At 71.1% G+C, this 24,613-nt stretch carries 20 protein-coding genes; 7 read left to right on the top strand and 13 right to left on the bottom strand.

The window, feature by feature from the left end:
• Positions 1–33: 33 nt before the first annotated feature.
• Positions 34–2,301, bottom strand: a complete 2,268-nt coding sequence (locus RTL41_RS08150; RefSeq protein ID WP_312163154.1) for an NADP-dependent malic enzyme — start codon at positions 2,299–2,301, stop codon at positions 34–36.
• Positions 2,302–2,433: 132 nt separating this feature from the next.
• Positions 2,434–3,537 carry an HPP family protein gene (locus tag RTL41_RS08145; protein ID WP_312163152.1) on the bottom strand — a complete coding sequence of 368 codons (1,104 nt, stop codon included), beginning with the start codon at positions 3,535–3,537 and terminating at the stop codon, positions 2,434–2,436.
• A gap of 140 nt (positions 3,538–3,677) precedes the next feature.
• Here RTL41_RS08145 and RTL41_RS08140 point away from each other — a divergent pair, with 140 nt between their 5' ends.
• The gene (locus tag RTL41_RS08140) at positions 3,678–4,019 is read left to right on the top strand and encodes a PilZ domain-containing protein (RefSeq protein WP_312163150.1); all 342 of its coding nucleotides are present in this window, start codon (positions 3,678–3,680) and stop codon (positions 4,017–4,019) included.
• Here RTL41_RS08140 and RTL41_RS08135 read toward each other — a convergent pair.
• From RTL41_RS08135 to RTL41_RS08120, 4 genes are all read right to left on the bottom strand, one after another.
• Complete coding sequence (locus tag RTL41_RS08135) at positions 4,016–4,276, bottom strand: DUF1272 domain-containing protein (RefSeq protein WP_312163148.1); 261 nt, start codon at positions 4,274–4,276, stop codon at positions 4,016–4,018. The genes RTL41_RS08140 and RTL41_RS08135 overlap by 4 nt on opposite strands.
• A gap of 92 nt (positions 4,277–4,368) precedes the next feature.
• Positions 4,369–4,620, bottom strand: coding sequence for a hypothetical protein (locus RTL41_RS08130; RefSeq protein ID WP_312163146.1), 252 nt, complete (start codon positions 4,618–4,620; stop codon positions 4,369–4,371).
• A gap of 57 nt (positions 4,621–4,677) precedes the next feature.
• A complete protein-coding gene (locus RTL41_RS08125) occupies positions 4,678–7,200 on the bottom strand; it encodes an FtsX-like permease family protein (protein WP_312163144.1) in 2,523 nt (840 codons plus the stop codon).
• Positions 7,200–7,871, bottom strand: a complete 672-nt coding sequence (locus RTL41_RS08120; RefSeq protein ID WP_312163143.1) for an ATP-binding cassette domain-containing protein — start codon at positions 7,869–7,871, stop codon at positions 7,200–7,202. Before RTL41_RS08120 ends, RTL41_RS08125 begins: the two co-directional genes overlap by 1 nt.
• 53 nt (positions 7,872–7,924) lie before the next feature.
• On the opposite strand from RTL41_RS08120, the gene RTL41_RS08115 reads away from it, so the two are divergent.
• A complete protein-coding gene (locus tag RTL41_RS08115; RefSeq protein ID WP_312163141.1) occupies positions 7,925–8,569 on the top strand; it encodes an arylesterase in 645 nt (214 codons plus the stop codon).
• Here the strand turns inward: RTL41_RS08115 and RTL41_RS08110 are convergent.
• From RTL41_RS08110 to RTL41_RS08100, 3 genes are read right to left on the bottom strand one after another with little or no spacing between them, the layout of a single operon-like run.
• Entirely contained in the window at positions 8,566–9,384 is an 819-nt protein-coding gene (locus tag RTL41_RS08110) for a GIN domain-containing protein (protein ID WP_312163138.1), read from the bottom strand. The genes RTL41_RS08115 and RTL41_RS08110 overlap by 4 nt on opposite strands.
• Positions 9,385–9,398: 14 nt before the next feature.
• Complete coding sequence (locus tag RTL41_RS08105) at positions 9,399–9,965, bottom strand: HAAS signaling domain-containing protein (RefSeq protein ID WP_312163136.1); 567 nt, start codon at positions 9,963–9,965, stop codon at positions 9,399–9,401.
• A complete protein-coding gene (locus tag RTL41_RS08100) occupies positions 9,962–10,288 on the bottom strand; it encodes a PadR family transcriptional regulator (RefSeq protein ID WP_312163134.1) in 327 nt (108 codons plus the stop codon). The genes RTL41_RS08105 and RTL41_RS08100 overlap by 4 nt, the downstream gene beginning before the upstream one ends.
• A gap of 192 nt (positions 10,289–10,480) precedes the next feature.
• Here RTL41_RS08100 and RTL41_RS08095 point away from each other — a divergent pair, with 192 nt between their 5' ends.
• Positions 10,481–11,113, top strand: a complete 633-nt coding sequence (locus RTL41_RS08095) for a LysE family translocator (RefSeq protein ID WP_312163132.1) — start codon at positions 10,481–10,483, stop codon at positions 11,111–11,113.
• On the opposite strand, the gene RTL41_RS08090 is transcribed toward RTL41_RS08095, so the two are convergent.
• Positions 11,110–12,384 carry an MFS transporter gene (locus RTL41_RS08090; protein ID WP_312163130.1) on the bottom strand — a complete coding sequence of 425 codons (1,275 nt, stop codon included), beginning with the start codon at positions 12,382–12,384 and terminating at the stop codon, positions 11,110–11,112. The two genes, RTL41_RS08095 and RTL41_RS08090, sit on opposite strands and share 4 nt — an antisense overlap.
• A gap of 68 nt (positions 12,385–12,452) precedes the next feature.
• Here RTL41_RS08090 and RTL41_RS08085 point away from each other — a divergent pair, with 68 nt between their 5' ends.
• Complete coding sequence (locus tag RTL41_RS08085; RefSeq protein WP_312163128.1) at positions 12,453–13,046, top strand: TetR/AcrR family transcriptional regulator; 594 nt, start codon at positions 12,453–12,455, stop codon at positions 13,044–13,046.
• 18 nt (positions 13,047–13,064) lie between these two features.
• Here RTL41_RS08085 and RTL41_RS08080 read toward each other — a convergent pair whose 3' ends face one another.
• Positions 13,065–14,708 carry an amidohydrolase gene (locus RTL41_RS08080; protein WP_312163125.1) on the bottom strand — a complete coding sequence of 548 codons (1,644 nt, stop codon included), beginning with the start codon at positions 14,706–14,708 and terminating at the stop codon, positions 13,065–13,067.
• 124 nt (positions 14,709–14,832) lie between these two features.
• On the opposite strand from RTL41_RS08080, the gene RTL41_RS08075 reads away from it, so the two are divergent.
• From RTL41_RS08075 to RTL41_RS08065, 3 genes are read left to right on the top strand one after another with little or no spacing between them, the layout of a single operon-like run.
• Entirely contained in the window at positions 14,833–16,578 is a 1,746-nt protein-coding gene (locus RTL41_RS08075) for a hypothetical protein (RefSeq protein WP_312163124.1), read from the top strand.
• A gap of 58 nt (positions 16,579–16,636) precedes the next feature.
• Positions 16,637–17,281: a DUF47 domain-containing protein gene (locus RTL41_RS08070; RefSeq protein ID WP_312163122.1), complete on the top strand. Its 645-nt coding sequence runs from the start codon at positions 16,637–16,639 to the stop codon at positions 17,279–17,281.
• A 4-nt stretch (positions 17,282–17,285) separates the two neighbouring features.
• Positions 17,286–18,302, top strand: a complete 1,017-nt coding sequence (locus tag RTL41_RS08065; protein WP_312163120.1) for an inorganic phosphate transporter — start codon at positions 17,286–17,288, stop codon at positions 18,300–18,302.
• 67 nt (positions 18,303–18,369) lie between these two features.
• On the opposite strand, the gene RTL41_RS08060 is transcribed toward RTL41_RS08065, so the two are convergent.
• Together RTL41_RS08060 and gltB are read right to left on the bottom strand one after the other, a co-directional pair.
• Positions 18,370–19,821, bottom strand: a complete 1,452-nt coding sequence (locus RTL41_RS08060; RefSeq protein WP_312163118.1) for a glutamate synthase subunit beta — start codon at positions 19,819–19,821, stop codon at positions 18,370–18,372.
• Between the two features lie 23 nt (positions 19,822–19,844).
• The gene (gene gltB, locus RTL41_RS08055; RefSeq protein WP_312163117.1) at positions 19,845–24,488 is read right to left on the bottom strand and encodes a glutamate synthase large subunit; all 4,644 of its coding nucleotides are present in this window, start codon (positions 24,486–24,488) and stop codon (positions 19,845–19,847) included.
• Between the last annotated feature and the right edge of the window lie 125 nt (positions 24,489–24,613).

The following is a 24,613-nucleotide window of genomic DNA, read 5'->3' as shown; positions in this document are numbered from 1 at the left end:
TCGAAGACGACTTACGGCGGGCCGCCGCCGAAGCTAGGCCTTGGCGGCGGCCTGGCTGGCCACCAGGGCGGTCATGTTGACGACGCCGCGCGCGGTGGCCGTGGGGCTGAGCACGTGCAGCGGCCTGGAGAGGCCGAGCAGCAGGGGGCCGACCTCGATGCCCTCGGTCACCGCGCTGACCAGGGTCAGGGCGATGTTGGCCGCGTCCAGCGAGGGGGCGATCAGCAGGTTGGCGTCGCCGGCGAAGGCGCCGCCGGAGATGTAGCGGGTGCGCACCTGCTCGTTCAGCGCGGCGTCGCCGTGCATTTCGCCGTCGACCTCCAGGCCCGGATCCAACTGGCGGACGATGGCCAGGGCCTGGCGCATCTTGCGGGCCGAGGGCGAGTTGGAGGAGCCGAAGCTGGAATGCGACAGCAGCGCCACCTTCGGCGTGATGCCGAAGCCGCGCACGGCCTCGGCCGCCAGGATGGTCGATTCGGCGATCTGCTCGGCGGTCGGGTCGACGTTGACGTGGGTGTCGCAGAAGAACAGCGCGCCCTTGGGCATGATCACCCCCGACAGGGCCGAGATGCGCGAGACGCCCGGACGGGCCGGAACCACCGGCGTGGCGTAGGTGAAGTGCCGCCACCAGTCGCCGCCGCCGCCGACCAGGGCGCCGTCGACCATGCCCCGGCGCAGCAGCATCGCCGCCGTGACGGTCGGGCGCGTCGCCACACGGCGGCTGGCCGCGGCCGGCGGCACGCCGCGCCGCTCGACGATGGCCTGGTATTCGGCGGTGATCGCCCCGACCGTCTCGTCGGTGGCGGGATCGAAGATCTCCATGTCGCGGTCGAGGGTGAGGCGCAGGCCCAGTTCGCGGACCTTGGCCTCGATGACCGCGCGGCGGCCGATCAGCACCGGGCGGGCCAACTGCTCGTCGACCACGGTCTGCACCCCGCGCAGGACCCGTTCGTCCTCGCCCTCGGCATAGGCGATGCGGCGCTTGCAGTCGCGGGCCTGGGCGAACACCGGGCGCATGAGCTGGCCCGAGCGGTAGACGTAACCCTCCAGCTCGCGGCGATAGGCGGCGAAGTCGGCGATCGGACGGCGGGCGACGCCGGAGTCCATGGCCGCCTTGGCCACCGCCGGGGCGATTTCCAGGATCAGCCGGGGGTCGAAGGGCTTGGGGATCACGTAGTCGCGGCCGAACAGCGGGACCTGGCCGGCATAGGCGCTGGCCACGACGTCGCTGATCTCGGCCCGGGCGAGTTCGGCGATGGCCTCGGCCGCCGCCTTCTTCATCGCCTCGTTGATCTCGGTGGCGCCGACGTCCAGCGCCCCGCGGAAGATGAACGGGAAGCAGAGGACGTTGTTGACCTGGTTGGGATAGTCCGAGCGGCCGGTGGCGACGATGGCGTCCGGGCGGCTGGCCATGACCAGCTCGGGCAGGATCTCCGGCTCGGGATTGGCCAGCGCCATGATCAGCGGGCTCTTGCCCAGCAGCGGCAGCCATTCGGCCTTCAGCACGCGGGGCGCCGAGAGGCCCAGGAAGATGTCGGCCCCGGCCAGCACGTCGGGCAGCAGGCGCGCGTCGGTCTTGCGGGCGTAGCGCGCCAGTTCCGGCGTCAGGTCGCCGCGATCCTTGTGCACGACGCCGTTGATGTCGGTCAGGGTGACGTTGTCGGCCGGCAGGCCCATGCTGACCAGCAGGTCGACGCAGGCCAGGGCCGCCGCGCCGGCGCCCGAGGTGACCAGCTTCACGTCGCCGAGCTGCTTGCCCTGGATGGTCAGGGCGTTGCGGACCGCCGCGGCGCAGACGATGGCGGTGCCGTGCTGGTCGTCATGGAAGACCGGAATGTTCATCCGGGCCCGCAGGGCGCGCTCGATGTAGAAGCACTCCGGAGCCTTGATGTCCTCGAGGTTGATGCCGCCGAAGGTCGGCTCCAGGGCCGCGACGACCTCGACGAAGTGATCGGGGTCGGAGGACGTCACCTCCAGGTCGAAGACGTCGATGCCGGCGAACTTCTTGAAGAGGACGGCCTTGCCCTCCATCACCGGCTTGGAGGCCAGCGGGCCGATGTTGCCAAGGCCAAGGACCGCGGTGCCGTCGGTGATGACCGCCACCAGGTTGCCGCGGGCGGTGACGCGCTCGGCCCAGGCCGGGTCCTCGACGATCGCCTCGCAGGCCGCCGCGACGCCGGGCGAATAGGCCAGGGCCAGGTCGCGCTGGGTGGCCATGGGCTTGGTGGGCTCGACGCTCAGCTTCCCCGGTCGTCCGAACTGGTGATAGGCGAGCGCAGCGCGCCGCAGGGCGTCATCCAAAGCCGGTTCCTTCCATACAGCGACCCACGCGCGGGGGCTTGGTCCCGCGCGGGCCTTCGATACGACGGGGCGAAGGCAGGTTTCTAGCCCACGCCGACCGAATTCCTAGCCGTGATGCCGACTTATCGCCGATCAGGCCGCCGTGCGCTCGGCCACGACCGCCTCGACGATGTGCGCGCGGTAGAGGACGGCCAGCAGATCGGTCTGGGTGATGATGCCGACCAGGGCCCGGTTCTCGTCGACGACCAGGGCCTCGTGCACCGCGCCGCTGGACAGCAGCGGCAGCAGCGCCTCGATCGGGGTGCGCTCGCGGACCTTGTGCACGAAGGGGTCGAGGGCGACCTCGACCGGCCGCTGCCCGGCGGCCTGCAGCTCGGCGCGGCGGACCATGCCGACCACCCGGCGCTGGGCGTCGATCACCGGGGCGGTGCGCAGGTCGTGGGCCCGCAGGAAGGCCAGGGCGCTGGCGGCGCTCTGGTCGACATCGACCGCGATCACGTCGCGGGACATGATCGCGCCGCAGAGGATGGCCGAGTGCAGCCGCTTGTGGGCCTGCAGCTCGACCTGGCGGAACAGGGCGTCCAGGTCCTCGCGGCTGACGTCGAGCAGTTCGCCGTACTGGGCCAGGGCCTGGTCGAGGTCGGCGGGGGTGTAGCCCACCCGCGCCTGCGGGGCCGGGTCGCTGGTCGCGTGCGGGCTGACGGCGGCGGGGACGCGGTGCGGATAGGAGCGGCCCATCAGCCGGTTGAGCCCGACCGCCGCCAGCACCAGCAGCAGCGAGCAGAGACCCACCGGGACCAGGGCGAAGCCGAAGCCGAGCTCGCTGACCGCCTGGCCGCCGATGACGGCGGTGAGCGCCATGGCGCCGCCGGGCGGGTGCAGGCAGCCGAGCAGCAGCATCGCCACGATGGCCAGCGCCACGGCGAGCGCGGCGGCGACGACCGGCTCAGGAACGAACATGGCGCAGGCGACGCCGACCAGGGCCGAGACGACGTTGCCGCCGAGCACGGCGCGCGGCTGGGCCAGCGGGCTGGCCGGCACCGCGAACAGCAGCACGGCCGAGGCGCCGATCGGCCCGACCAGCAGCGGCCCGAGCGCCAGGTCGCCGCCGGACGCCAGGCGCGCGGCCACCCCGGCCAGCGCCACGCCGAGCAGGCTGCCCACGCCGGCGCGCAACACGTCGTCGAACCTGATCGGGGCCCTGCCCGTCAGCAACCTGAAGAACCTGCTGAACATCGCGGCGCTTATGCCCAAAGCCGCGGCTTTGCGCCCCCTGGAATCTCTATCCGCCGGTGGAGTTTTTCAGGCGGGGCGACGCCCGTCGCGGCGAGCGGATAATTAAGCCTGCCTAAAGCGTTTCCTGCCAGGATGCTCTCGTGAGCGCCCCAGACTACACCGACCGCCGAGAGCACCCGCGCGAGCCGACGAACCTTCGCGCGCGCGTTTTCTATGGCAAGGACATGGCGCACTGGGCCGACTGCACGATCGTCGACCTCAGCAAGGGCGGGGCGCGGCTGCAGATCTCGGCGATCTATCCCCTGCCCTCGCGCTTCGTGGTGCTGCAACTGCTGGGCGGCGTGGTCTATGACGTGCGCGTGCGCTGGCGGCGGGGCGACATGACCGGCGTCTCGTTCGACGCCCAGACCCAGATCGAGACCAACACCGAAGAGCGGCTGGCCGGCGTCCAGAAAGCCTGGGAAGCCCTGCGCGCCGCCTAGGCTGCGGTTCGCCTCTCAAGGCAGGCGGCGGCCGAACCCAGATGGCGTTCGCTGGAGGCCGGAAAACGCGCCAGCGCGGCGGCGGGCCGGACCGGGCGCGCCGCGAAGTTCCCGCCGCAGTTGGGACAGGCGCCCTTCAGCACCCCCTCGGCGCAGTCGACGCAGAAGGTGCATTCGAACGAGCAGATCCGCGCGTCGGCCGTCTCGGGCGGCAGGTCGCGGTCGCAGCATTCGCAGTTCGGCTTGAGCAGCAGCATCGGGCTCTCCGGGGTTCGACGCCGGAAAGATAGCTTCACGCGGCGGAGCGGCGGAACGACATAATTCCCACCAATCCCGACGGGCGATGCGTTCAGGCGTCCCAGACGCGGCCGCTGTGGGCGACGTGGAAGTCGCCGCTGACCGACAGGACGATCCAGTCGCCGGCCTGGGCGATCGCCCAGCCCTCCGGGGTGCAGACCTGCACGGCGCCGGCCTCGGTCATGGCCTGGGCGTCCTCGCCCAGCCAGGCCCAGAGCTTGTGCCAGCTACGGGTGTCGTTGGCCGGCGGCACGCGAAGCGCAGCGCCGTGATCGAAAGCAGGATTGGAACGGGCGGACCTCATGAGGAGGAAATACGCCCTGCGTCGGTGACCAGAATCTTAAAGCCGGTTCACTCTGTTTCACTCCGATCGCAGCGCGGCGGCCGGACGCCTGGCCAGGGCGTGCAGCGAGGCCAGCAGGCCGCCCAGCCCGGCCAGGAGCGCAGCGCCCAGGACCAGGGCCGCGACGCCCGACCAGTCCACCGCCCACTCGGCCTTGAAGACCTGGGTGACCACCGGCCAGGCGGCGACGGCGCCGAGACCGACGCCGGTCACGCCGGCGATCAGGCCGACGGCGCCGTATTCGAGCACATAGGCACCCAAAACCTGCAGCCGCGAGGCGCCCAGCACCTTGAGGATCGAGGCCTCGCGCGTCCTGGCCTGGGCCCGCGCGGCGATGGCGCCGGTCAGCACCAGCAGCCCGGCCAGGGCCGCGACCGCCGCGGCGCTGCGGATGGCCAGGACCAGGCGATCGAAGAGATCGGTCGCCGCCTCCAACTGCTCGCGCACCGAGATCACGTTCACTTCCGGGAACTCGGCGCCGAGGGCGCGGGTCACCCGCGCCTCCTGCTCCCGGCTGGCCTTGGCGATCGCCACATGGCGCGGCTCGGCGCCCTCCAGGGTCGAGGGCGTCAGGATCAGCGGGAAGCTGGCCCCGAAGCCGCCGACGTCGACCTTGCGCAGCACGGCGACCTGCGCCTCGATCTCGCGCCCGAGGACCGAGAGCGTGACGATGTCGCCGACCTTCAGGCCGCCGGCGCGGGCGGCCTCGACCTCCATCGCCAGCAGCGGCGGACCCTGGTAGTTCGCCGGCCACCAGCGGCCCTCGACGATCTGCGGATCGGCCGGCTTCGGACCGATGGCCGAGACCGAGATGTCGTTGTCGTAGGCCCAGCGCTCGCGCTCGGCGATGGCCTTGCGGTCGACCGGCTTTCCCTTGATGCGGACGATGCGGCCGGTGAGGAACGGCGCGCGCAGGTAGTTGTCGGCGTTCAGCTCCTGTCCGAAGGCGGCGCGGACGACCTGGTCGAAACGGGCGGCTTGCGCGCCGGGGATCTCGGTGAAGACCAGGGCCGGCGCGGTCTTCGGCGCGACCTCGGCGACCTGGCGCAGCAGGCTGGACTGGATCAGCACCACGGCGGCCAGCAGGCCGACGCCCAGGCCGATGGCGGGGGCGGCGGTCCTGGCGGCCGAGCGCGGGCCGGCGAGGTTGGCCAGGCCCATGCGCACCGCCCCGCGGGTGCGGCCGCGCAGCCTGCCCGCCAGATGGGCGGCCAGCAGGCCCAGGCCCCACAGCAGCACGAACGAGACGGCGACGCCGCCGATCATCAGCCCCGCGGCGAGCGGCGTCGGGGCCGTCAGCACCGAGAGCGCGGCCAGGGCGACGGCGGCCAGGGCCGCGACGGCCGTCTCGACGCCGAACCCCAGGCGGCCGCGGCTGTCGCGCCGGAACAGGCTGGCGGGCGGCGTGGCCCTGGCTCGCGCCAGGGGCGCCAGGGAGAAGGCGGCGGCCGACAGCAACCCGAAGGCCCCGGCCCGCAGCAGCGGCTCGGGATAGACCGCGAACAGCGCCGGCACGGTGAGATCGTCGGGGATCAGCCCGGCCAGCAGGAACGGGGCGGCGGCGCCGATCACCAGGCCGATGGCCACGCCCAGCAGCGCCAGGACGCCGATCTGGATGAGATAGAGGTTGCGCACGAAGGCCCCCTCGGCGCCCAGCGCCTTGAGCACGGCGATGGACGGCTTGCGCTCCTCCAGGAAGGCGGTGACCGCGCCGAAGACGCCGAGGCCCCCGGCCACCAGCGAGGCCAGGCCGATGAAGCCGAGGAAGTATTCGAGCTGGTCGATCAGCCAGCGGATCCCCGGCGCGGCGTCGTCGCGGTCGCGGATGCGCACGCCGCGGTCCTTGACCTCCTGGCGCAGCGCCTTGCGCGCCTGGGCCGGGGTGACGTCCGCCGGCAGGGCGATGCGGGCGGTTTCGAGGAACGGCAGGCCCGGCGCCAGGAAGCCGCCCTGCTCCACCGCCTCGCGCCGCACCAGGACGCGCGGGCCGAGCGCGAAGCCACGCGAGAGCCGGTCGGGTTCCTTCACCAAGACGCCGCGGACGACGACCGGCAGTTCGCCGACCAGGATGCGGTCGCCGATCTTCAGGCCCAGGCGCTCCAGCAGCACGCGCTCCACCACCGCCCCGGCCGCGCCGTCGGCGGCGGGGGCGATCGCCCTGTGAAAGTCGCCGCCGTCTTCCAGGGTGACCTGGCCGGCCAGCGGATAGGCGTCGCTGACCCCGCGCAGTTCGACCAGGCGGCGCAGGCCGGACGAGGTCTGGGCCATGGCGCGGCTGCCGACCGCCCAGGACACCTGGCCGGCCTTCTCGATCGCCGCGCGCTCGGCGGGGGTGAAGCGGCGCTGCTCTACGGTGACGGCGATGTCGCCGCCGAGGATCTCCCGCGCCTGACTGGCGAGGCCCTGGCGGAAGGCCTCGGCCGTGGAGCCGGCCGCGGCGATGGCGGCGACGCCGAGCGCCAGGCAGGCCAGGAAGATGCGAAAGCCGCTGACGCCGGAACGCAGCTCGCGCCCGGCGAAGCGGAAGGCGAGCAGGCTCATCAGGCGTGGCCGCCGCTGAGGCGCACCTGGCGGTCGGCGCGCTCCGCCAGGGCCGGGTCGTGGGTGACCAGGACCATGGCCGCGCCCTCCTCCGCCACCAGGCCGAACAGCAGGTCGGCGACCTTGGCGGCGTTGGCGGCGTCGAGATTGCCGGTCGGCTCGTCGGCGAACAGCAGGGCCGGACGCGGCGCCAGGGCGCGGGCCAGGGCGACGCGCTGCTGCTCGCCGCCCGAAAGCTGGTGCGGATAGTGGCGCAGGCGCGCCGATAGCCCGACGCGGTCGAGCCAGCCGCGCGCCACGGCGTCGGCCCCGGCGACGCCGGCGATCTCCAGCGGCGCGGCGACGTTCTCCAGGGCGGTCATGTTGGGCAGCAGGTGGAAGGACTGGAACACCAGCGAGACCTTGCCCCGGCGCAGGCGGGCGCGGCCGTCCTCGCCCAGGCGGCCGAGGTCCTGGCCCAGCAGTTCGACCTTGCCCGAGGTCGGCTGCTCCAGCCCGGCGGCGACGGCGATCAGGCTGGACTTGCCCGAGCCGGAGGGGCCGGTGACGGCGACCCGCTCACGCGGGGCCACGGAAAAGCTCAGGTCCTTGAGGATTTCCACCGGTCCGGCCGCCGACGGCAGGGTGAGCGAGACGTTGGTGACGGCGAGCGGCGGAACAGCGTCGGACAAGTCGGCCTCGGGGAGATTGAGCTTCACAGGCTAGCGCTTAGATAGACAGCAGAATGGACGCCACACCCAGCCGATTTCCGACCCGCCGCCTGATGATCGCCGGCGCCCTGGCCGCCTGGCCCGCACATGGCCTGGCCCAGCAGCGGCGGGTGGTCACGATACTCGGCGACTCGATCACCGCCGGCTACGGCCTGCCCGCCAGCGCCGCCCTGCCCGCGCAGGTGCAGGCGCAGTTGCGCAAGCTGGGGGCGGACGCGGTGGTCCGCGGGGCCGGGGTGTCGGGCGACACCACCGCCGGCGGGCTGGCGCGGGTGGATTTCAGCGTCCAGCGCGACACCGACGTCTGCCTGGTGGCGCTGGGCGGCAACGACCTGCTGCAGGGGATCGATCCCAAGCGGACCCAGGCCAATCTGGACAGGATCGTCGCCCGCCTGAAGACGCGGAAGATCGGGGTGGTGCTGGCCGGGCTGGCGCCGCCGCCGGTGATCGGCCGGGCCTACGCCCGCGAGTTCCAGGCGGTGTTTCCCGCCGTCGCCAAGGCCCAGGGGATCACGCTCTATCCCAACCTGCTGGCCGGGGTCGCCCAGACCCCGCGCCTCAACCAGCAGGACGGCTTTCACCCGAACGCCCAGGGCGTGGCGGTGATCGCCCAGGGGCTGGCCCCCATCCTGGCCAAGGCGCTGGCCACGCGCGGCTAGGTCTCCTTCGGGCCGCCGGGGACGGGCCTGGCCCGCGCGCCGGTTCCCGTGGCCTTGCCGCCGTCCTCGAAGATCACCGAGCCGGCGCCGGCGACGTCGGTCTCCAGATGCTTGGGCCGGGTCAGCAGGCGCGCGGTCGCCGAGCCCGAGACCTCCAGGCTGGCGGACTCCTTCGGACCCAGGGTGACCTCGGCCGAGCCGGAGATGTCGGCCTCGGCGGTGTCCATGACGAGATCGGTGAGGTCGGCTTCGCCCGAGCCCGAGAGCTCGACGTCCACCGCGCGGGCCTGGCCGCTGGCCACGACCTCCGACGATCCGCTGGCGACGATGGCCAACTGATCCTGCTTGTAGCCGCGGATTTCGAGCCGGTCGTCGCCGCCGATCTCGAACCGGGTGACGGCCGGGGCGGACATCACCACGCGCAGGCGGGCGTGCCTGACCGGGGGCTGGTCAAGGCTGAGGCGGCCGTCCGAGAGCCGGACGCGCTCGACCACCGCCTTGGGGCCGTAGATCGTGACCTTTCCCGGGCCGGGGGCCTGGGTGTACTCGATGGCGGCGGGGATGCCGAACTCGACCTTGCTGGAGCCGTCCCAGGCCAGTTCGCGGGTGATCTCGCCGGCGTCGTCGCCGAGGCGTTCCTGACGCCATTCGCGATCGCGATCGCGGCGCGGGCGCTGGTCGTGGTCATGCCAGTCGACGAACCAATCCCAGTTGCGGGTGGCCAGCTCCGGACCGCCGATGGCGGCGGCGCCGGCCAGGGCGACGACGCCGGCGAAGAAGCCGGCGACGGCGATCATGACAAGGACACGGATCATGGGGCGCTCCTGGCTCAGGACTGCGGTTCGATGGCCGGCTTCAGCAGCCGGTAGTGCAGGCGCCCGTACCAGACCAGGGCGTTGACCAGGCCGATGACGATGATGGTCAGGACGGCTCCGGCCGAGGCGGCCAGGGCCATCAGGCCGATGCCGGCCAGCAGGGCGGCGGCCGGGCCGCCGGGCGGTCCCATGAACGGCCCCGCCGCGAAGACCACGCCGCCGGCCACGAACACGCCGATGGCGCCGACGATCAGGCCGAACAGCACCCCGCCGACGGTCATCAGGATCGGCAGCAGGATCAGGATGTCGATGGCGCCCAGGCCCAGCACCGCGAAGATCGCCCCGGCCGCGGAGGTCGGGTTGCGCTGTTCCTCCCACTTCTTGAGGCCGCTCTCGGCGCGCAACTCGCGGGCCAGGCGGGCCGGATCGCCGAGCGCGGCGGCGACCTCCTCCTCGGTGCGGCCGGCGGCCTCGCCCTCGGCGAAGTGGGCCTCGTAGTCGGCCACGGCGTCCTTGATGGCGGCGGGCGGCAGGCCCGAGAGGCCCAACCGCAGCCGGTCGATGAAGGCCTGACGGTTCATTGGGCGTCTCCCAGAATGTTGGCGACCGCGCGGGAAAACGCAGCCCATTCCGCCTTTTGCGCGGTGAAGCTCTCTTTTCCGGCCTCGGTCAGCTTGTAGTACTTGCGGGGCGGGCCGGCCGAACTCTCGACCAGATAGGTCTCGACCAGCCCGTCGCTCTGCATCCGCCGCATGAGCGGATAGATCGTCCCTTCCCCCATATCGATCCCCTCGGCCAGCCGGCTCGCGATCTCGTAGGCGTAGCTGTCATGGGAAGAGAGCAGCGCGAGCACGCAGAGCTCGAGCACCCCCTTCTTCAGTTGGACTTGCACGGTTTCCGCCACGGCGAACCTCCAGTTCGCCTATCGTGTATCGCACGGTAGTGTTCATTGCAAGGTAGCTTGCATTACATCTTAGTAAGCTTGAGCGGCCGCCTATTTCCTGGGCGCCCGCCTAAAGCGCCCTTCGGTTGCGGAAAAGTCGTGCGACCGCGCCGGCGACCTTGGCTGTGAGGGCGTCAGCTTGAGGAGCACGGCATGGTCGCCTGGACCGATTGGGTCGCTTTCGGATTGATCGCCCTGGGCATGGCGCTGACGCCCGGCCCGAACATGATCTACCTGATCTCCCGATCCATCTCGCAGGGCAAGCGCGCGGGCCTCATGTCGCTGGCCGGGGTGGCGCTGGGCTTCATCTTCTACATGCTCTCGGCGGTGGTCGGACTGACCGCCCTGGTGATGGCCGTGCCGCTGGCCTACGACGCGCTGCGGATCGGCGGGGCGATGTACCTGGCCTGGCTGGCCTGGAAGACGCTGAAGCCGGGCGCGGCCTCGCCGTTCGAGATCCGGGCGCTGGCGCCGCATTCCGACGCCAAGCTGTTCGCCATGGGGCTGTTCACCAACCTGCTGAACCCGAAGGCGGCGGTGCTCTATCTGTCGCTGCTGCCGCAGTTCATGCATCCCGAGCGCGGGAACCTGCTGCTGCAGGGCGTGACCCTGGGCGCCACCCAGATCGCCGCCAGCGTGGCGGTGAACGGGGTGATGATCCTGGCCGCCGGCTCGGTGGCCGGCTTCCTGGCGGCGCGGCCGACCTGGGCGATGGTCCAGCGCTGGATCATGGGCACGGTGCTGGGCGGGCTGGCCGTGCGCATGGCGCTGGATTCGCGGCGCTAGGCGAGCGCGGGAGCAGGCGCCGTCCGGCGACGGATCATCAGCGAGGCGACGGCGGCGACCAGGGCCGCGACGCCGGCCAGGGCGAAGGCTTCCAGATAGCGGCCCTGGGCGGCGCGGATGACGCCGGCGGTGATCGCCGCGGTGGCTGCGCCGGCCTGGTGGCCCGCGGCGATCCAGCCGAAGACGATCGGCCCGTCGTGGTCGCCGAAGGCCTCGGTCGCCAGGCGGACGGTCGGCGGCACGGTGGCGATCCAGTCGAGGCCGTAGAACACCGCGAAGATCCCCAGGGCGACGATGGAGAAGTCGGTGAACGGCAGCACCATCAGCGAGACGCCGCGCAGGCCGTAATAGACGAACAACAGCTTGCGCGGGTCGTAGCGGTCGGTGAGCCAGCCCGAGAGCGTGGTGCCGATCAGGTCGAAGATCCCCATCACCGCCAGCAGGGTCGCCGCGCGGGTCTCGGGCAGGCCCTGGTCGGCGCACATGGCGATCATGTGCACGCCGATCAGGCCGTTGGTGGTCAGGCCGCAGACGAAGAAGCCCCCGAACAGCAGCCAGAAGGTCCGCGTGCGGGCGGCCCGGAACAGCGCCCCGAAGGCCCCGCGCAGGGCGCCGCGCGCCGCGACCGGCTGGGGCGCGACATAGCTGTCGGGCGCGCCGTAGGGCTTCTGGCCGATCGAGGCCGGGGCCTCGGGCAGCAGGAACCAGACCACCGGCGTCAGCACCGCCATGACCGCGGCGACCGCCAGGACGACCGGCCGCCAGCCGCCGGCCTGCGCCAGCGCCGCCATGCCGGGCAGGAAGATCAGCGAACCGGTGGCGGCCGAGGCGCTGAGCAGGCCCATCATCAGACCGCGCCGCGCGACGAACCAGCGGTTGACCACGGTCGCGCCCAGCACCATCGCCACCGCCCCCGAGCCCACGCCGCTGATCACGCCCCAGGTGGCGACATAGTGCCAGGGCTGGGTCATCAGCGAGGAGGCCGCGGTCGAGGCGGCCATCACCGCCAGGGCGATGGTCACCGTGCGGCGCACGCCGAACGACTGCATCAGCGCCGCGGCGAACGGGCCGGTCAGGCCATAGAGGAAGATGCCGACCGCCGCGGCCGTCGAGATCGTGCCGCGATCCCACTGGAAGGCCCGCTCCAGCGGCAGCATCAGCACGCCCGGCGCCGAGCGCAGGCCGGCGGCCGCCATCAGGGCGATGAACACCGCCGCGACGGCGACGAAGGCGTAGTTCTGGCCAAAGGGCCTGGGGCGCGCTATCGTCACGTTACTGACCTGTAAGTTTCATCGCGGATGAATACGTACCGGTCAGTTACATCGTCAAGCAGACTTTCATGATCGAGCCGAAAACGCCAGACACCGCCCCTTCCCTGCGCGCCGCCGACAAGATCCGCGCGACGGCGAAGGAGCTGTTCTATCGCGACGGCATCCGGGCGGTGGGGGTGGACGAGATCGTCGCCAAGGCCGGGGCGACCAAGCCCAGCCTCTATCGGACCTACAGGTCCAAGGACGAACTGGCCGCCGCGGTGCTGCGCGAAGGCGCCGACACCTTCTGGAGCCGTTTCGACGCGGCGGCGGCCGAACATCCGGGCGACCCGCGCGCCCAGGTTCTGGCCTATCTGGAGGGCCTGGCCCAGCGCGCCGCGCAGGACGACTACCGCGGCTGCCCGCTCAGCAATGCGGCGGTGGAGTATCCCGAGCGCGGACATCTGGCCCGCGTCACCGCCCAGGACCACAAGGCCGAGTTGCGCGAGCGGCTGCGGACGATGGCCGCCGAAATGGGCGCCGGCGACGCCCACGGCCTGGCCGACGCGCTGCTGCTGCTGATCGAGGGCGCGTTCCTGACCAGCCAGTTGTTCGACGAGGACCGGCCCACCGCCGAAGTCGCCCGCGCGGCCGCCAGGCTGATCGACGCCTATACCGGCTGAACCACCGCAGGCCCTGGCCTACGGCGCCTCATAGACCACCTTGCCGGCGACGATGGTCATGACCGCGTGGGCCTGGGCGATGTCGGCGAAGGGCGCGGTCATCAGGTCGACCGAGAACACCGAGACGTCCGCGTCGCGGCCGACGGCGAGCTGGCCAAGGTCGTTCTCGCGGAAACCGGCATAGGCCGAGCCGCGGGTCAGCATGTCCAGCGCCTGGGCGCGGGTCACCGTCTCGTCCAGGCCCCAGTCGGGACCGGCGAAGCCCTTGAGGTCGTGGCGATAGGCGGCGGCGTAGAACTCGACCAGCGGATCGCCCTTCTCCACCGGGGCGTCGGAGCCGCCGGCCACGACGGCGCCGGACTTCAGCAGGCTCTCCCATGCATAGGCGCCCTTCAGCCGCTCGGGGCCGAGGCGGGCGGGCGCGAAATAGAGGTCGCCGATGGCGTGCGAGGGCTGCATCGAGGCGACGACGCCCATCCCGGCGAAGCGGGGCAGATCCTCGGGCGCGAGGACCTGGGCGTGCTCGACCCGCCAGCGGGCGGCTTTCAGCGCCGCGGGGTCGTCGGCGAAGGCCTGCTGGTAGGCGTCGAGGATCACCCGGTTGCCGCGGTCGCCGATGGCGTGCACGGCCATCTGCGCGCCCGACCTGCGCGCCTTGACGAGGATGGCGTCGATGGTCTCGCGCGGGGTGACGATCAGGCCGGTCCCCTCGGCGTCCGAATAAGGCGCGAGCAGCGCCGCGCCGCGCGAACCCAGGGCGCCGTCCATGAACAGCTTCACGCCGCGCACGCGGACAAGGCCGGTGGGGTCCTGCGAGGGGCCGTCGCGAAGCACCGCCTCGGACGCCCCCTGGGACATGTAGTTGTCGATGCGGACGGGCAGTTCGCCGCGCGCGGCCAGGGACTGCTGGATCGCGACCTCGTCCGTGGAGACGCTCATGTCGTGCAGGCCGGTCCAGCCGCGCGAGGCGTAGACCTGGGCGCCGCGCCTGACGGCTTCGGCCTGCGCCGCCGGGCTGGGCGGCGGGACCTTGGCGCGGACCAGAGCCATGGCGTTGTCGATCAGCATGCCGTCGGGTTCGCCCTGGGCGTCCTTGAGGATCTGGCCGCCGGCGGGAGCCGCGGTCTGGGCGGTGATCCCGGCCAGGGCCAGCATGGCGGAGTTGGCGACCAGGGCGTGGCCGTCGGCGCGGGTCAGCACCACGGGCCGGTCTGGAACCGCGCGGTCGAGATCGGCGCGGGTGGGGAAGCGCTTCTCGGGCCAGTGGGTCTCGATCCAGCCGCGGCCGGAGATGACGTCGGTCCCTGGATTGGCGGCGGCCCAGGCCTTGAGCCGATCGACCAGCGCCTCGATCGAGGCTGTCCCCTCCAGGCTCAGGGTCATCTCGCGCAAGCCGATCCCGGCCAGGTGGGCGTGGGCGTCGACGAAGCCGGGATAGGCGGCCGCGCCCTTCAGGTCGACGTCGCGGGCGCCCGGCGCCGCGGCGCGGGCCTGGGCCAGCGGCCCGGCGAAGGCGACCTTGCCGTCCCTGACCGCCAGGGCCTCGACCTTGGTGCTCCCCGTATAGATCGGGCCGCCATGGATCAGCAGGTCCTGGGCGCTCGCCGGCGCCGCCAGGGCGAGGCCCGCCGTCAGGGCCAGTAGTCCGAAAGCCGTGCGCATGTTTCCCCCGTGGTCCGACTCGCCGAGCCCCATTGATCGACGATCCGCGGGCCGCCGCAAACAAGCATGAGCATTCGTACCGCGCGCTATGGCCACCTGCCCAAGGAGCCGCCACAGTGGAGCTATGACTCAGGGGGATGCAGGGCGGCCACGAGGGCCGGGCGCGACGGCGGCCCATGGCCTGCTGGCGCTGGCGGCCGCGGCCGTGGCGCTGGTCTACGCCAATCGCGTCTTCCTGGACCTGCCGTTCTACGCCGGCGCGGAGAGCGCGCACCTGGTCCAGGCGCTGTATGGCAAGACGCTGGCGGCGCGTGCCGACCTGCTGCCGCAGACCCGCGACCTGGGCGACACGCTGTTCGGGCTGATCGTCCGCACCCTGACCTACGGCACGCAGAACCTGCTGCCCTGGCTGCGGATCCTGAGCGCCTGCGCCTATTTCGGCGGCCTGGCCCTGGTGCTGGCCAGCGTGCGGCCGAGCCTGGAGCGGAGCGCGGCGGTCGGCGCCCTGCTGCTGGCCCTGGCCTATCCCTATTACCGGTTCGCCGCGGCCGCCCTGCCCGAAGGCTGGTACGTCGGGCTGCTGGGGCTGGCGGTGTTCGCGACGGCCAGGCTCTACGGCGCGCGGCCGATCGCCCATGCGGCGCTGGCCGGGGCGCTGGTGGGCGCGATGACCCTGCTCAAGCCCCAGGGGCTGGCGATCGGCGCGGCCTTCCTGCTCCTGGCGCTCATTGACCTGCTGCTGGGCCGGCGCGACCTGAGGATATTCCTTGGCCGCACGGCGATGTTCGCCGCCGCCTTCCTGGCCAGCGTCAACCTGCTGCAACTGGCGGCCGGCCAGGCGGCGAGCGAACCGTTCAGCTTCTATCTGGGCCATCGCTACGACGCCCTGCTGGCCGGCGCGATCACCCCGCACGGCTGGATCGCGGGAGGGCGCGCGCTGGCGGCGATGGCGGCGGCCAGCGTCATGCTGGCGGCGGTCCCCGCCCTCACCGGCCTGCTGCGGGTGGAGATGCGCTGGCGCTGGCATCGGGGGCGCGGCCGCTTCTTCCTGGCCTCGCACGAGGCGACCTTCCTGCTGGTGCTGTTCTCGTTCGCGGCCACGCTCGGCCTGACCGCGCTCCTGGCGACCGGCGAGAGCGCCGATCCGAGCCGCATCTGGGGCCGGCAGTTCGAGGCGCTGGTTCCGATGCTGTGGCTGGCGGCGGCGCCGTTCATCGGCGAGTTCGACCGGGCCGGCGGGCGCTGGTGGCGGCTGGCCATGGGCGCGGCGCCCGTGGTCGGGCTGGCGGTCCTCGCCGCCTGCCTGCTGGGCGGGGTGGCGCCGCGAGCCTGGGACGCGGCGGCGCTGAGCGCCTTCGCCCTGGATCATCCCGTGGCCGCGGGCCTGGCGGCGCTGGCCGTCGTCGCCGCCGGCGCGGCGACCGCCTTCGGCCGGCGGCCCGTGCAGACGATCTGGCTGGCCGCCTTCGCGGCGCTGGCCGTGCTCTCCACAGTGCTCGACGTCGGCTGGGAGCGGTCGAACGCCGCCAGCCGCCGGGCCCTCGCCGACGAGCTGGCCGGGGCGGCGGTGATCGTCGAGCAGCGCCCCGGCGGCGTGGCGGTGATCTCGCCGGACCCCATCCAAGCGCGCATGATCTACTGGCGCCTGCGGGCGCGCCCGATCACGATCCTGGCGGCGCCCGACGCCGCCCGACTGGGCGAGATCGACACGGTCGTCGCCGCCGGGTCGCAGGCCCCCGGGGCCGAGTGGAGGGTCGCTTTCCGGGGCAGGCAGTTGACGGTCTTCACCCGTCAAACGGGGGTTGCGGTCTCGGCGCGCGCATTGGTCGCGGGCGGTGGAGGACTTCAGTCGGAGCCAGGAAGCGGCTAAGAGCGCGCAGAATCATCGCGCCGCCGCGGTCGCGACAAGTAGAGACACGGACGGACAGATGCTGACCTGGTTCCAGGCCTTGATGCCTAAGGAATTGAAATTCTTCGACCTCTTCAGCGCCCACGCGGAAAAGCTCGTGGAGGGCGCGACTGCACTGCGCGAGGTGTTGCAGGGGGGCGAGGGCGTTCCCGAGGCCTGCGCGCGCGTCGTGGCGCACGAGGATGCAGCCGACGCGATCACCCGCGAGGTGCTGCTGAGCGTCCGCCGCTCGTTCATCACCCCGTTCGACCGCAGCGACATCCAGGACCTGATCACCTCGCTCGACGACGCCATCGACCAGATGCACAAGACGGTGAAGGTCGTGAACCTGTTCGAACTGCGCGAGTTCGAAGACCCCATGCGGGAGATGGCCGACATCATCGTCGAGGCCGCCCTGCTGACCCGCGAAGCCGTCGGCCTGCTGAGCAACATGCGCCAGAACGTGACGCGGCTGAGCCAGCTCACCGAGCAGATCACCCACATCGAGGACCGCTCGGACGCGATCTACGACGCGGGCCGCAAGGCGCTGTTCCTGGCCCATCGTCACGACGACCCGATGGCGTTCGTCGTCGGCGTGGACGTCTACAGCCACCTGGAAAAGGTCATGGACCGGTTCGAGGACGTGGCGAACCGCATCAGCGGCATCGTGATCGAGCAGGTCTAGCCGCGTGGAGCTTCTTACCGGCTACGGGCCGCTGCTGATCTTCCTGATCTTCGTCGCGCTGGCGTTCGACTTCCTGAACGGCCTGCACGACGCGGCCAATTCGATCGCCACCATCGTGGCGACGCGGGTGCTGCCGCCCTTCGCCGCGGTGGCCTGGGCGGCGTTCTTCAACTTCATCGCCTTCCTGTTCTTCGGCCTGCACGTGGCCAAGACGGTGGGCGCGGGCCTGGTCATGCCCGACCTGATCAGCGACGGGCTGATCTTCTCGGCGCTGATCGGGGCGATCGGCTGGAACCTGCTGACCTGGTGGGCGGCGATCCCCTCCTCGTCCTCGCACGCCCTGATCGGCGGGCTGGTCGGGGCCGGCGTCGCCAAGGCCGGCATGGGGGCCATCATGTGGGGCGGCCTCTCCAAGACCCTGTTCGCCATCGTGCTGTCGCCGGCCACCGGCTTCATCCTGGCGCTGTTCCTGGTGCTGATCGTCTCGTGGCTGTTCGTGCGGCTGACGCCGTTCGCGGTCGACGGGGTGTTCCGCAAGCTGCAGTTCGTCTCGGCCTCGCTCTATTCGCTGGGCCACGGCGGCAACGACGCGCAGAAGACCATGGGCATCATCGCCGCCCTGCTGATCGCGCACGGCATGGGCCCGGCCAGCGGCGAGTTCCACGTGCCGCTGTGGGTGGTGCTGTCCTGCCAGGCGGCGATGGGGCTGGGGACGCTGTTCGGCGGCTGGCGGATCGTGCACACCATGGGCTCGCGGATCACCCGCCTGACCCCGATGCAGGGCTTCTGCGCCGAGACCGGCGGGGCGATGACCCTGTTCGCCGCCACCAGCCTGGGCGTGCCGGTCTCGACCACCCACACCATCACCGGCGCCATCGTCGGCGTCGGCGCGGCCAAGCGCGTGTCGGCCGTGCGCTGGGGCGTGGCCAAGGAGATCGTGACGGCCTGGGTGATCACCCTGCCCGCCGCGGCGATCATCAGCGCCCTCGCCTACTGGGCGGCGGGCCGCTTCATGGGCTGAGGCGCGTGAGCGCGCCAGGGCAGGAGGCGATCACGCCCCTGCCCTGGGCCGGCCTTCAAGCCAAGCGTCAGCGGGGAAGCTTGCTGGTCCCCATCAGGTACTCGTCGACCGCCTGGGCGCACTGGCGGCCCTCGCGGATCGCCCAGACCACCAGCGACTGGCCGCGGCGCATGTCGCCGCAGGCGAAGATGTTCGGCGAGCTGGTCTTGTAGTCGGTGACCGGCGCCTTGACGTTGCCGCGCGGGTCGAGGTCGGCGCCCGACTGGGCGATGAACTCGTTGTGGCGCGGGCCGACGAAGCCCATGGCCAGCAGCACCAGGTCGGCCTTGATCTGGAACTCGCTGCCGGCGACTTCCTGCAGGCTCTGGCGGCCGTCCTCGCCGGCGACCCATTCGACGCGGACGCATTCCATCGCCTCGACCTTGCCGTTCGAGCCGATGAACCGCTTGGTCTGGACGGCGAAGTCGCGCTCGCAGCCTTCCTCGTGGCTGGACGAGGTGCGCAGCTTCAGCGGCCAGTCGGGCCAGGTGAGCTGCTTGTTCTCGCGCACCGGCGGCTGGGGCATGATCTCCAACTGGGTCACCGAGACCGCGCCGTGGCGGTTGGAGGTGCCGATGCAGTCGCTGCCGGTGTCGCCGCCGCCGATGACCACCACATGCTTGCCGGTGGCCGAGATGCCGCCGCTGGGCGCGGCGCGCAGTTCGTCGTCGCCGGCGTTGCGCTTGTTCTGCTGGGTCAGGAAGTCCATGGCGAAATGGACGCCCGCGAGCTCGCGGCCCGGAACCGGCAGGTCGCGCGGGTCTTCCGCCCCGCCGGCCATGACCAGCACGTCGTAGTCATCCAGCAGGCGCTGGACCGAGACGGTCTTGCCGACCTCGAAGTTGGTGCGGAAGATCACCCCCTCGCCTTCCATCTGCGCGATGCGGCGGTCGATGAGGTGCTTTTCCATCTTGAAGTCGGGGATGCCGTAGCGCAGCAGGCCGCCGATCCGGTCGTTCTTCTCGAACACCGTGGGCGCATGGCCGGCGCGGGCCAACTGCTGGGCGCAGGCCAGGCCCGCGGGGCCCGAGCCGACCACCGCGATCCGCTTGCCGGTGCCGCGCGGCGACATCTGCGGCTTGATCCAGCCTTCCTGCCAGCCGCGATCGACGATCTCGCACTCGACCGTCTTGATGGCGACCGGGGTGTCGATGATGTTCAGCGTGCAGGACGCCTCGCACGGGGCGGGGCAGACGCGGCCGGTGAACTCCGGGAAGTTGTTGGTCGACTGGAGGTTCTCCAGCGCCGTCTTCCACTGGTCGTGATAGACTAGGTTGTTGAAGTCCGGGATCTGGTTGTTGACCGGGCAACCCTGGTGGCAGAACGGAATCCCGCAGTCCATGCAGCGCGACGCCTGCTTGGCGACGTCGGCGGCCGGCATGGCGTGCACGAACTCGTTCCAGTTCTTCACGCGCTCCTGCGGGGCGACGTAAGTGCGTTCCTGGCGCTCGATTTCGAGAAAGCCGGTGACCTTACCCATGATGCTGTCCTCCGACTTTCAAACTATTCGGCCGCGACGGCCGCAGCCGCCTGCCGTTCCGCTGCCATTTCGACCAGGGCGCGGCGATAATCCTTGGGCATGACCTTCACGAAGGAGGTCAGGGCCTGGTCCCAGTTCTCCAGGATCTCGCGGGCCCGGGCCGAGCCCGTATAGAGGTGGTGCCGCTCGACCAGGATGCGCAGGCGCTCGGCGTCGAAGCGCAGCATGTCGCCCATGCCGTTGTTCTCGACCGAGAGCGAGCGCTGGCTGGGACGGAAGGGCTCGTCCTCGCGGGTCGCCGGCGTGGCGGCCTCGACCTTTTCCAGGTCCACCATCGCCCTGTTGCAGAGCTCGGCGAAGCGGCCCGCGGGATCGTAGACATAGGCCACGCCGCCGGACATGCCGGCCGCGAAGTTGCGGCCGGTGTCGCCCAGGACGACGACCACGCCGCCGGTCATGTATTCGCAGCCGTGGTCGCCCACGCCCTCGACCACCGCCACGGCGCCGGAGTTGCGGACGGCGAAGCGCTCGCCGGCCACGCCCTGGATGTAGGCCTCGCCGGCGATGGCGCCGTAGAGGACGGTGTTGCCGGCGATGATGTTCTGGGTCGGGTCGCGGCGCGCCTCGGGCGGCTGGCGCACGACGACGCGGCCCCCCGACAGGCCCTTGCCGACATAGTCGTTGCCGTCGCCGGTCAGCTCCAGCGTGACGCCGCGGGCCGCGAAGGCGCCGAAGCTCTGGCCCGCCTGGCCGCGGAACTTGATGGCGATGGTGTCTTCCGGCAGGCCGGCATGGCCATAGCGTTTGGCCACCTCGCCCGACAGCATCGCCCCGGCGGTGCGGTTGATGTTCTTGATCGGGTACTCGAGCAGGACCGGCTCGCCCCGTTCCAGCGCCGGCGCGGCGTCGGCGATCAGGGTGTTGTCCAGCGCCTTGCCCAGGCCGTGGTCCTGGCGATCCATGTTCCAGAGGCCCTTGGCGCCCTCGGGAGCCGCCGCGTGGAGCAGCTTGGAGAGGTCGACGCCCTCGGCCTTCCAGTGGTCGACGGCGTCGCGGGCGTCGAGGCGGTCGACGCGGCCGACCATCTCGTTGACCGTCCTGAAGCCCAGGGCGGCCATGATCTCGCGCAGTTCCTCGGCCACGAAGAAGAAGTAGTTGATCACGTGCTCGGGCTGGCCGGTGAAGCGCGCGCGCAGCACCGGGTCCTGGGTGGCCACCCCCACCGGGCAGGTGTTGAGGTGGCACTTGCGCATCATGATGCAGCCGGCGGCGATCAGCGGCGCGGTGGCGAAGCCGAACTCGTCGGCGCCCAGCAGGGCGGCGATGGCCACGTCGCGGCCGGTGCGCAGGCCGCCGTCCGCCTGGACCGCGACGCGGGTGCGCAGGCCGTTGAGCAGCAGGGTCTGCTGGGTCTCGGCCAGGCCGATCTCCCAGGGCGAACCGGCGTGGGTCAGCGAGGTCAGCGGCGAGGCGCCGGTGCCGCCCTCGAAGCCGGAGATGGTGATGTGGTCGGCGCGGGCCTTGGCCACGCCGGCGGCCACGGTGCCGACGCCGACTTCGGAGACCAGCTTCACGGAGATGCGGGCGCCCGAGTTGACGTTCTTCAGGTCGTGGATGAGCTGGGCCAGATCCTCGATCGAATAGATGTCGTGGTGCGGCGGCGGGCTGATCAGGCCGACGCCCGGCGTCGAGTGACGCACGCGGGCGATGTTCTTGTCGACCTTGTGGCCGGGCAGTTGGCCGCCCTCGCCCGGCTTGGCGCCCTGGGCCATCTTGATCTGGATGTCGTCGGCGTTGACCAGGTACTCGGCGGTGACGCCGAAGCGGCCCGAGGCCACCTGCTTGATGGCCGAGCGCATCGAGTCGCCGTTGGGCAGCGGCTTGAAGCGGTCGGCTTCCTCGCCGCCCTCGCCGGTGTTGGAGCGGCCGCCGATCCGGTTCATCGCCACGGCGAGCGTGGTGTGGGCCTCACGGCTGATGGAGCCGAAGCTCATCGCGCCGGTGGCGAAGCGCTTGACGATCTCGCTGGCCGGTTCGACTTCATCGAGCGGCACCGGGGTCTGGTCGAAGTTGAAGCGCATCAGGCCGCGGATGGTCAGCAGGCGCTCGGACTGTTCGTTGATGCCCTCGGCGAAGGCCCGGTAGTCGTCCGAACGGCCGCCGCGGACGGCGTGCTGCAGCTTGGAGACGGTTTCCGGCGTCCAGGCGTGATGCTCGCCGCGCAGGCGGAAGGCGTAGCTGCCGCCGACGTCCAGCATGGTCGCGTAGATCGGATTGTCGCCATAGGCGTCGCGGTGACGGCGCACCGACTCCTCGGCGATCTGGATCAGGCCGATGCCTTCGATCGTGGTGGCGGTGCCGGTGAAGTAGGTCTCGATCAGCTCGGACGACAGGCCCACGGCGTCGAAGATCTGGGCGCCGCAGTACGACTGGTAGGTCGAGATGCCCATCTTGGACATGACCTTCAGCACGCCCTTGCCGATGGCCTTGATGTAGTTCTTGCGGACCTCGTAGGCCGAGAGCCCGATGCCCTCGCGCTGACGCAGGTTCTCCAGCGTCTCGAAGGCCAGATAGGGGTTCACCGCCTCGGCGCCGTAGCCGGCCAGGACGCAGAAGTGGTGCACCTCGCGCGCTTCGCCGGTCTCGATGACGAGGCCGGTCTGCATGCGCAGGCCCTGGCGGATCAGGTGATGGTGGACGGCGGCCGTGGCCAGCGCCGCCGGGATCGGGATGCGGTCCGAACCGACGCGGCGATCCGACAGGATCAGGATGTTCTTGTCGGCCAGCACGTTGTCGGTGGCTTCGCGGCAGAGACGCTCAAGCGCCCGTTCCAGGCCCTCGGCGCCCTCGTCCGCCGGCCAGGTGGTGTCGATGGTGGCCGTGCGGAACGAGCCGTCCAGCAGTTCGCTGATCGAGCGGATCTTGGCCAGGTCCTCGTTGGTGAGGATCGGCTGCGACACTTCCAGGCGCTTGTGGGCGCCGGCGTGGCGGCCCAGCAGGTTCGGACGCGGGCCGATCATCGAGACCAGGCTCATGACCAGTTCCTCGCGGATCGGGTCGATGGGCGGGTTCGTGACCTGGGCGAAGTTCTGCTTGAAGTAGTCGTAGAGCAGCTTCGAGCGCTTGGAGAGCACGGCGATGGGCGTATCGACGCCCATGGAGCCGATCGGATCTTCGCCGGTGGCCGCCATCGGGGCCAGGAAGAACTGCTCGTCCTCCTGGGTATAGCCGAAGGCCTGCTGACGATCGAGCAACTGGGCGGCGTCGTTCGACAGCGCCTCGTTGAAGGCGATCTCGGGCAGCTCTTCCAGCTTGAACTGGGTGTCGCGCAGCCACTCGGCGTAGGGCTCGGCCTCGGACAGGGAGCGCTTGATCTCCTCGTCCTCGATGATGCGGCCCTCTTCCATGTCGATCAGCAGCATCTTGCCGGGCTGCAGGCGCCACTTGCGGACGATGCGCTCCTCCGGAACCGTCAGCACGCCGACTTCCGAGGCCATGATCACATGGTCTTCGTCGGTGATGATGAAGCGGGCCGGACGCAGGCCGTTGCGGTCGAGGGTGGCGCCGATCTGGCGGCCGTCGGTGAAGGCCACGGCGGCGGGGCCGTCCCACGGCTCCATCAGGGCGGCGTGGTACTCGTAGAAAGCCTTGCGCTTGGCGTCCATCAGCGGATTGCCGGCCCAGGCTTCGGGGATCAGCATCATGACCGCGTGGGCCAGCGGATAGCCGCCGGCGACCAGCAGCTCGAGTGCGTTGTCGAGGCAGGCGGTGTCCGACTGACCATGCGGGATCAGCGGCCACATCTTGTTGAGGTCGGGCCCCAGCAGGTCGCTTTCCAGGGTGCGCCGGCGGGCGTTCATCCAGTTCACGTTGCCGCGGACGGTGTTGATCTCGCCGTTGTGGGCGATGAACCGGTAGGGGTGCGCCAGCTTCCAGGACGGGAAGGTGTTGGTCGAGAACCGCTGGTGCACGAGCGCCAGGGCCGATTCACAGCGCTCGTCCAGGAGGTCCTGGTAGAAGGTCCCCACCTGGCCGGCGAGCAGCAGCCCCTTGTAGACCACGGTGCGGGTCGACAGCGAGGGCACGTACAGGTCCGCGATGCTGGGAAGGCCGTGCTTCACGGCCAGTTCGGCCAGCGGGTTCTGGGTCTGCTTGCGGACCGCCAGCAGCTTGCGCTCGTGCGCGTCCTGGCTACGGATGTTCGGGCCGCGGCCGATGATGGCCTGGCGGATCACCGGCATGTCGGCCAGCACCGCCGCGCCGAGGCCCTCGGTGTTCACCGGCACGTCGCGCCAGCCCAGCAGCGGCTGATGCTCGACCTTCAGGAAGTGCTCGAACTGCGCGGTCACGACCTCGCGCGCCGCGTCGTCGCGGGGCAGGAAGCACATGGCCACGGCGTATTCGCCGGCCGGCGGCAGGTCGACGCCTTCCTTGGACGCCCAGTCGCGCAGCAGGCGATCCGGAATCTGAATCAGAATCCCGGCGCCGTCGCCGACCAGCGGGTCGGCGCCGACCGCGCCGCGGTGATCCAGGTTGATCAGGATCTCCAGGCCGGCGGTCACGACCTCGTGCGATTTGCGGCCTTTGATATTGGCCACGAAACCCACGCCGCACGCATCATGTTCGTTGCGCGGGTCGTACAGACCTTGCCGCTCGGGAGCTCCCATCAGGATACCTCGCTCTCAAAACTCAGGCGCGCGCCAGGGCCGGCTTTCGTCGACCGTTGTTGCGCGCAAATTCGGCGCGCATTTACCCGGCAAGATCAGCCCTTGTCGATGGGCGCGAGCATCGG

It is taken from the genome of Phenylobacterium sp., assembly GCF_031984885.1.
Lineage (GTDB): Bacteria > Pseudomonadota > Alphaproteobacteria > Caulobacterales > Caulobacteraceae > Phenylobacterium.
Note: the sequence above shows the minus strand (reverse complement) of the source record. Positions and strands in the feature narration are given on the sequence as shown.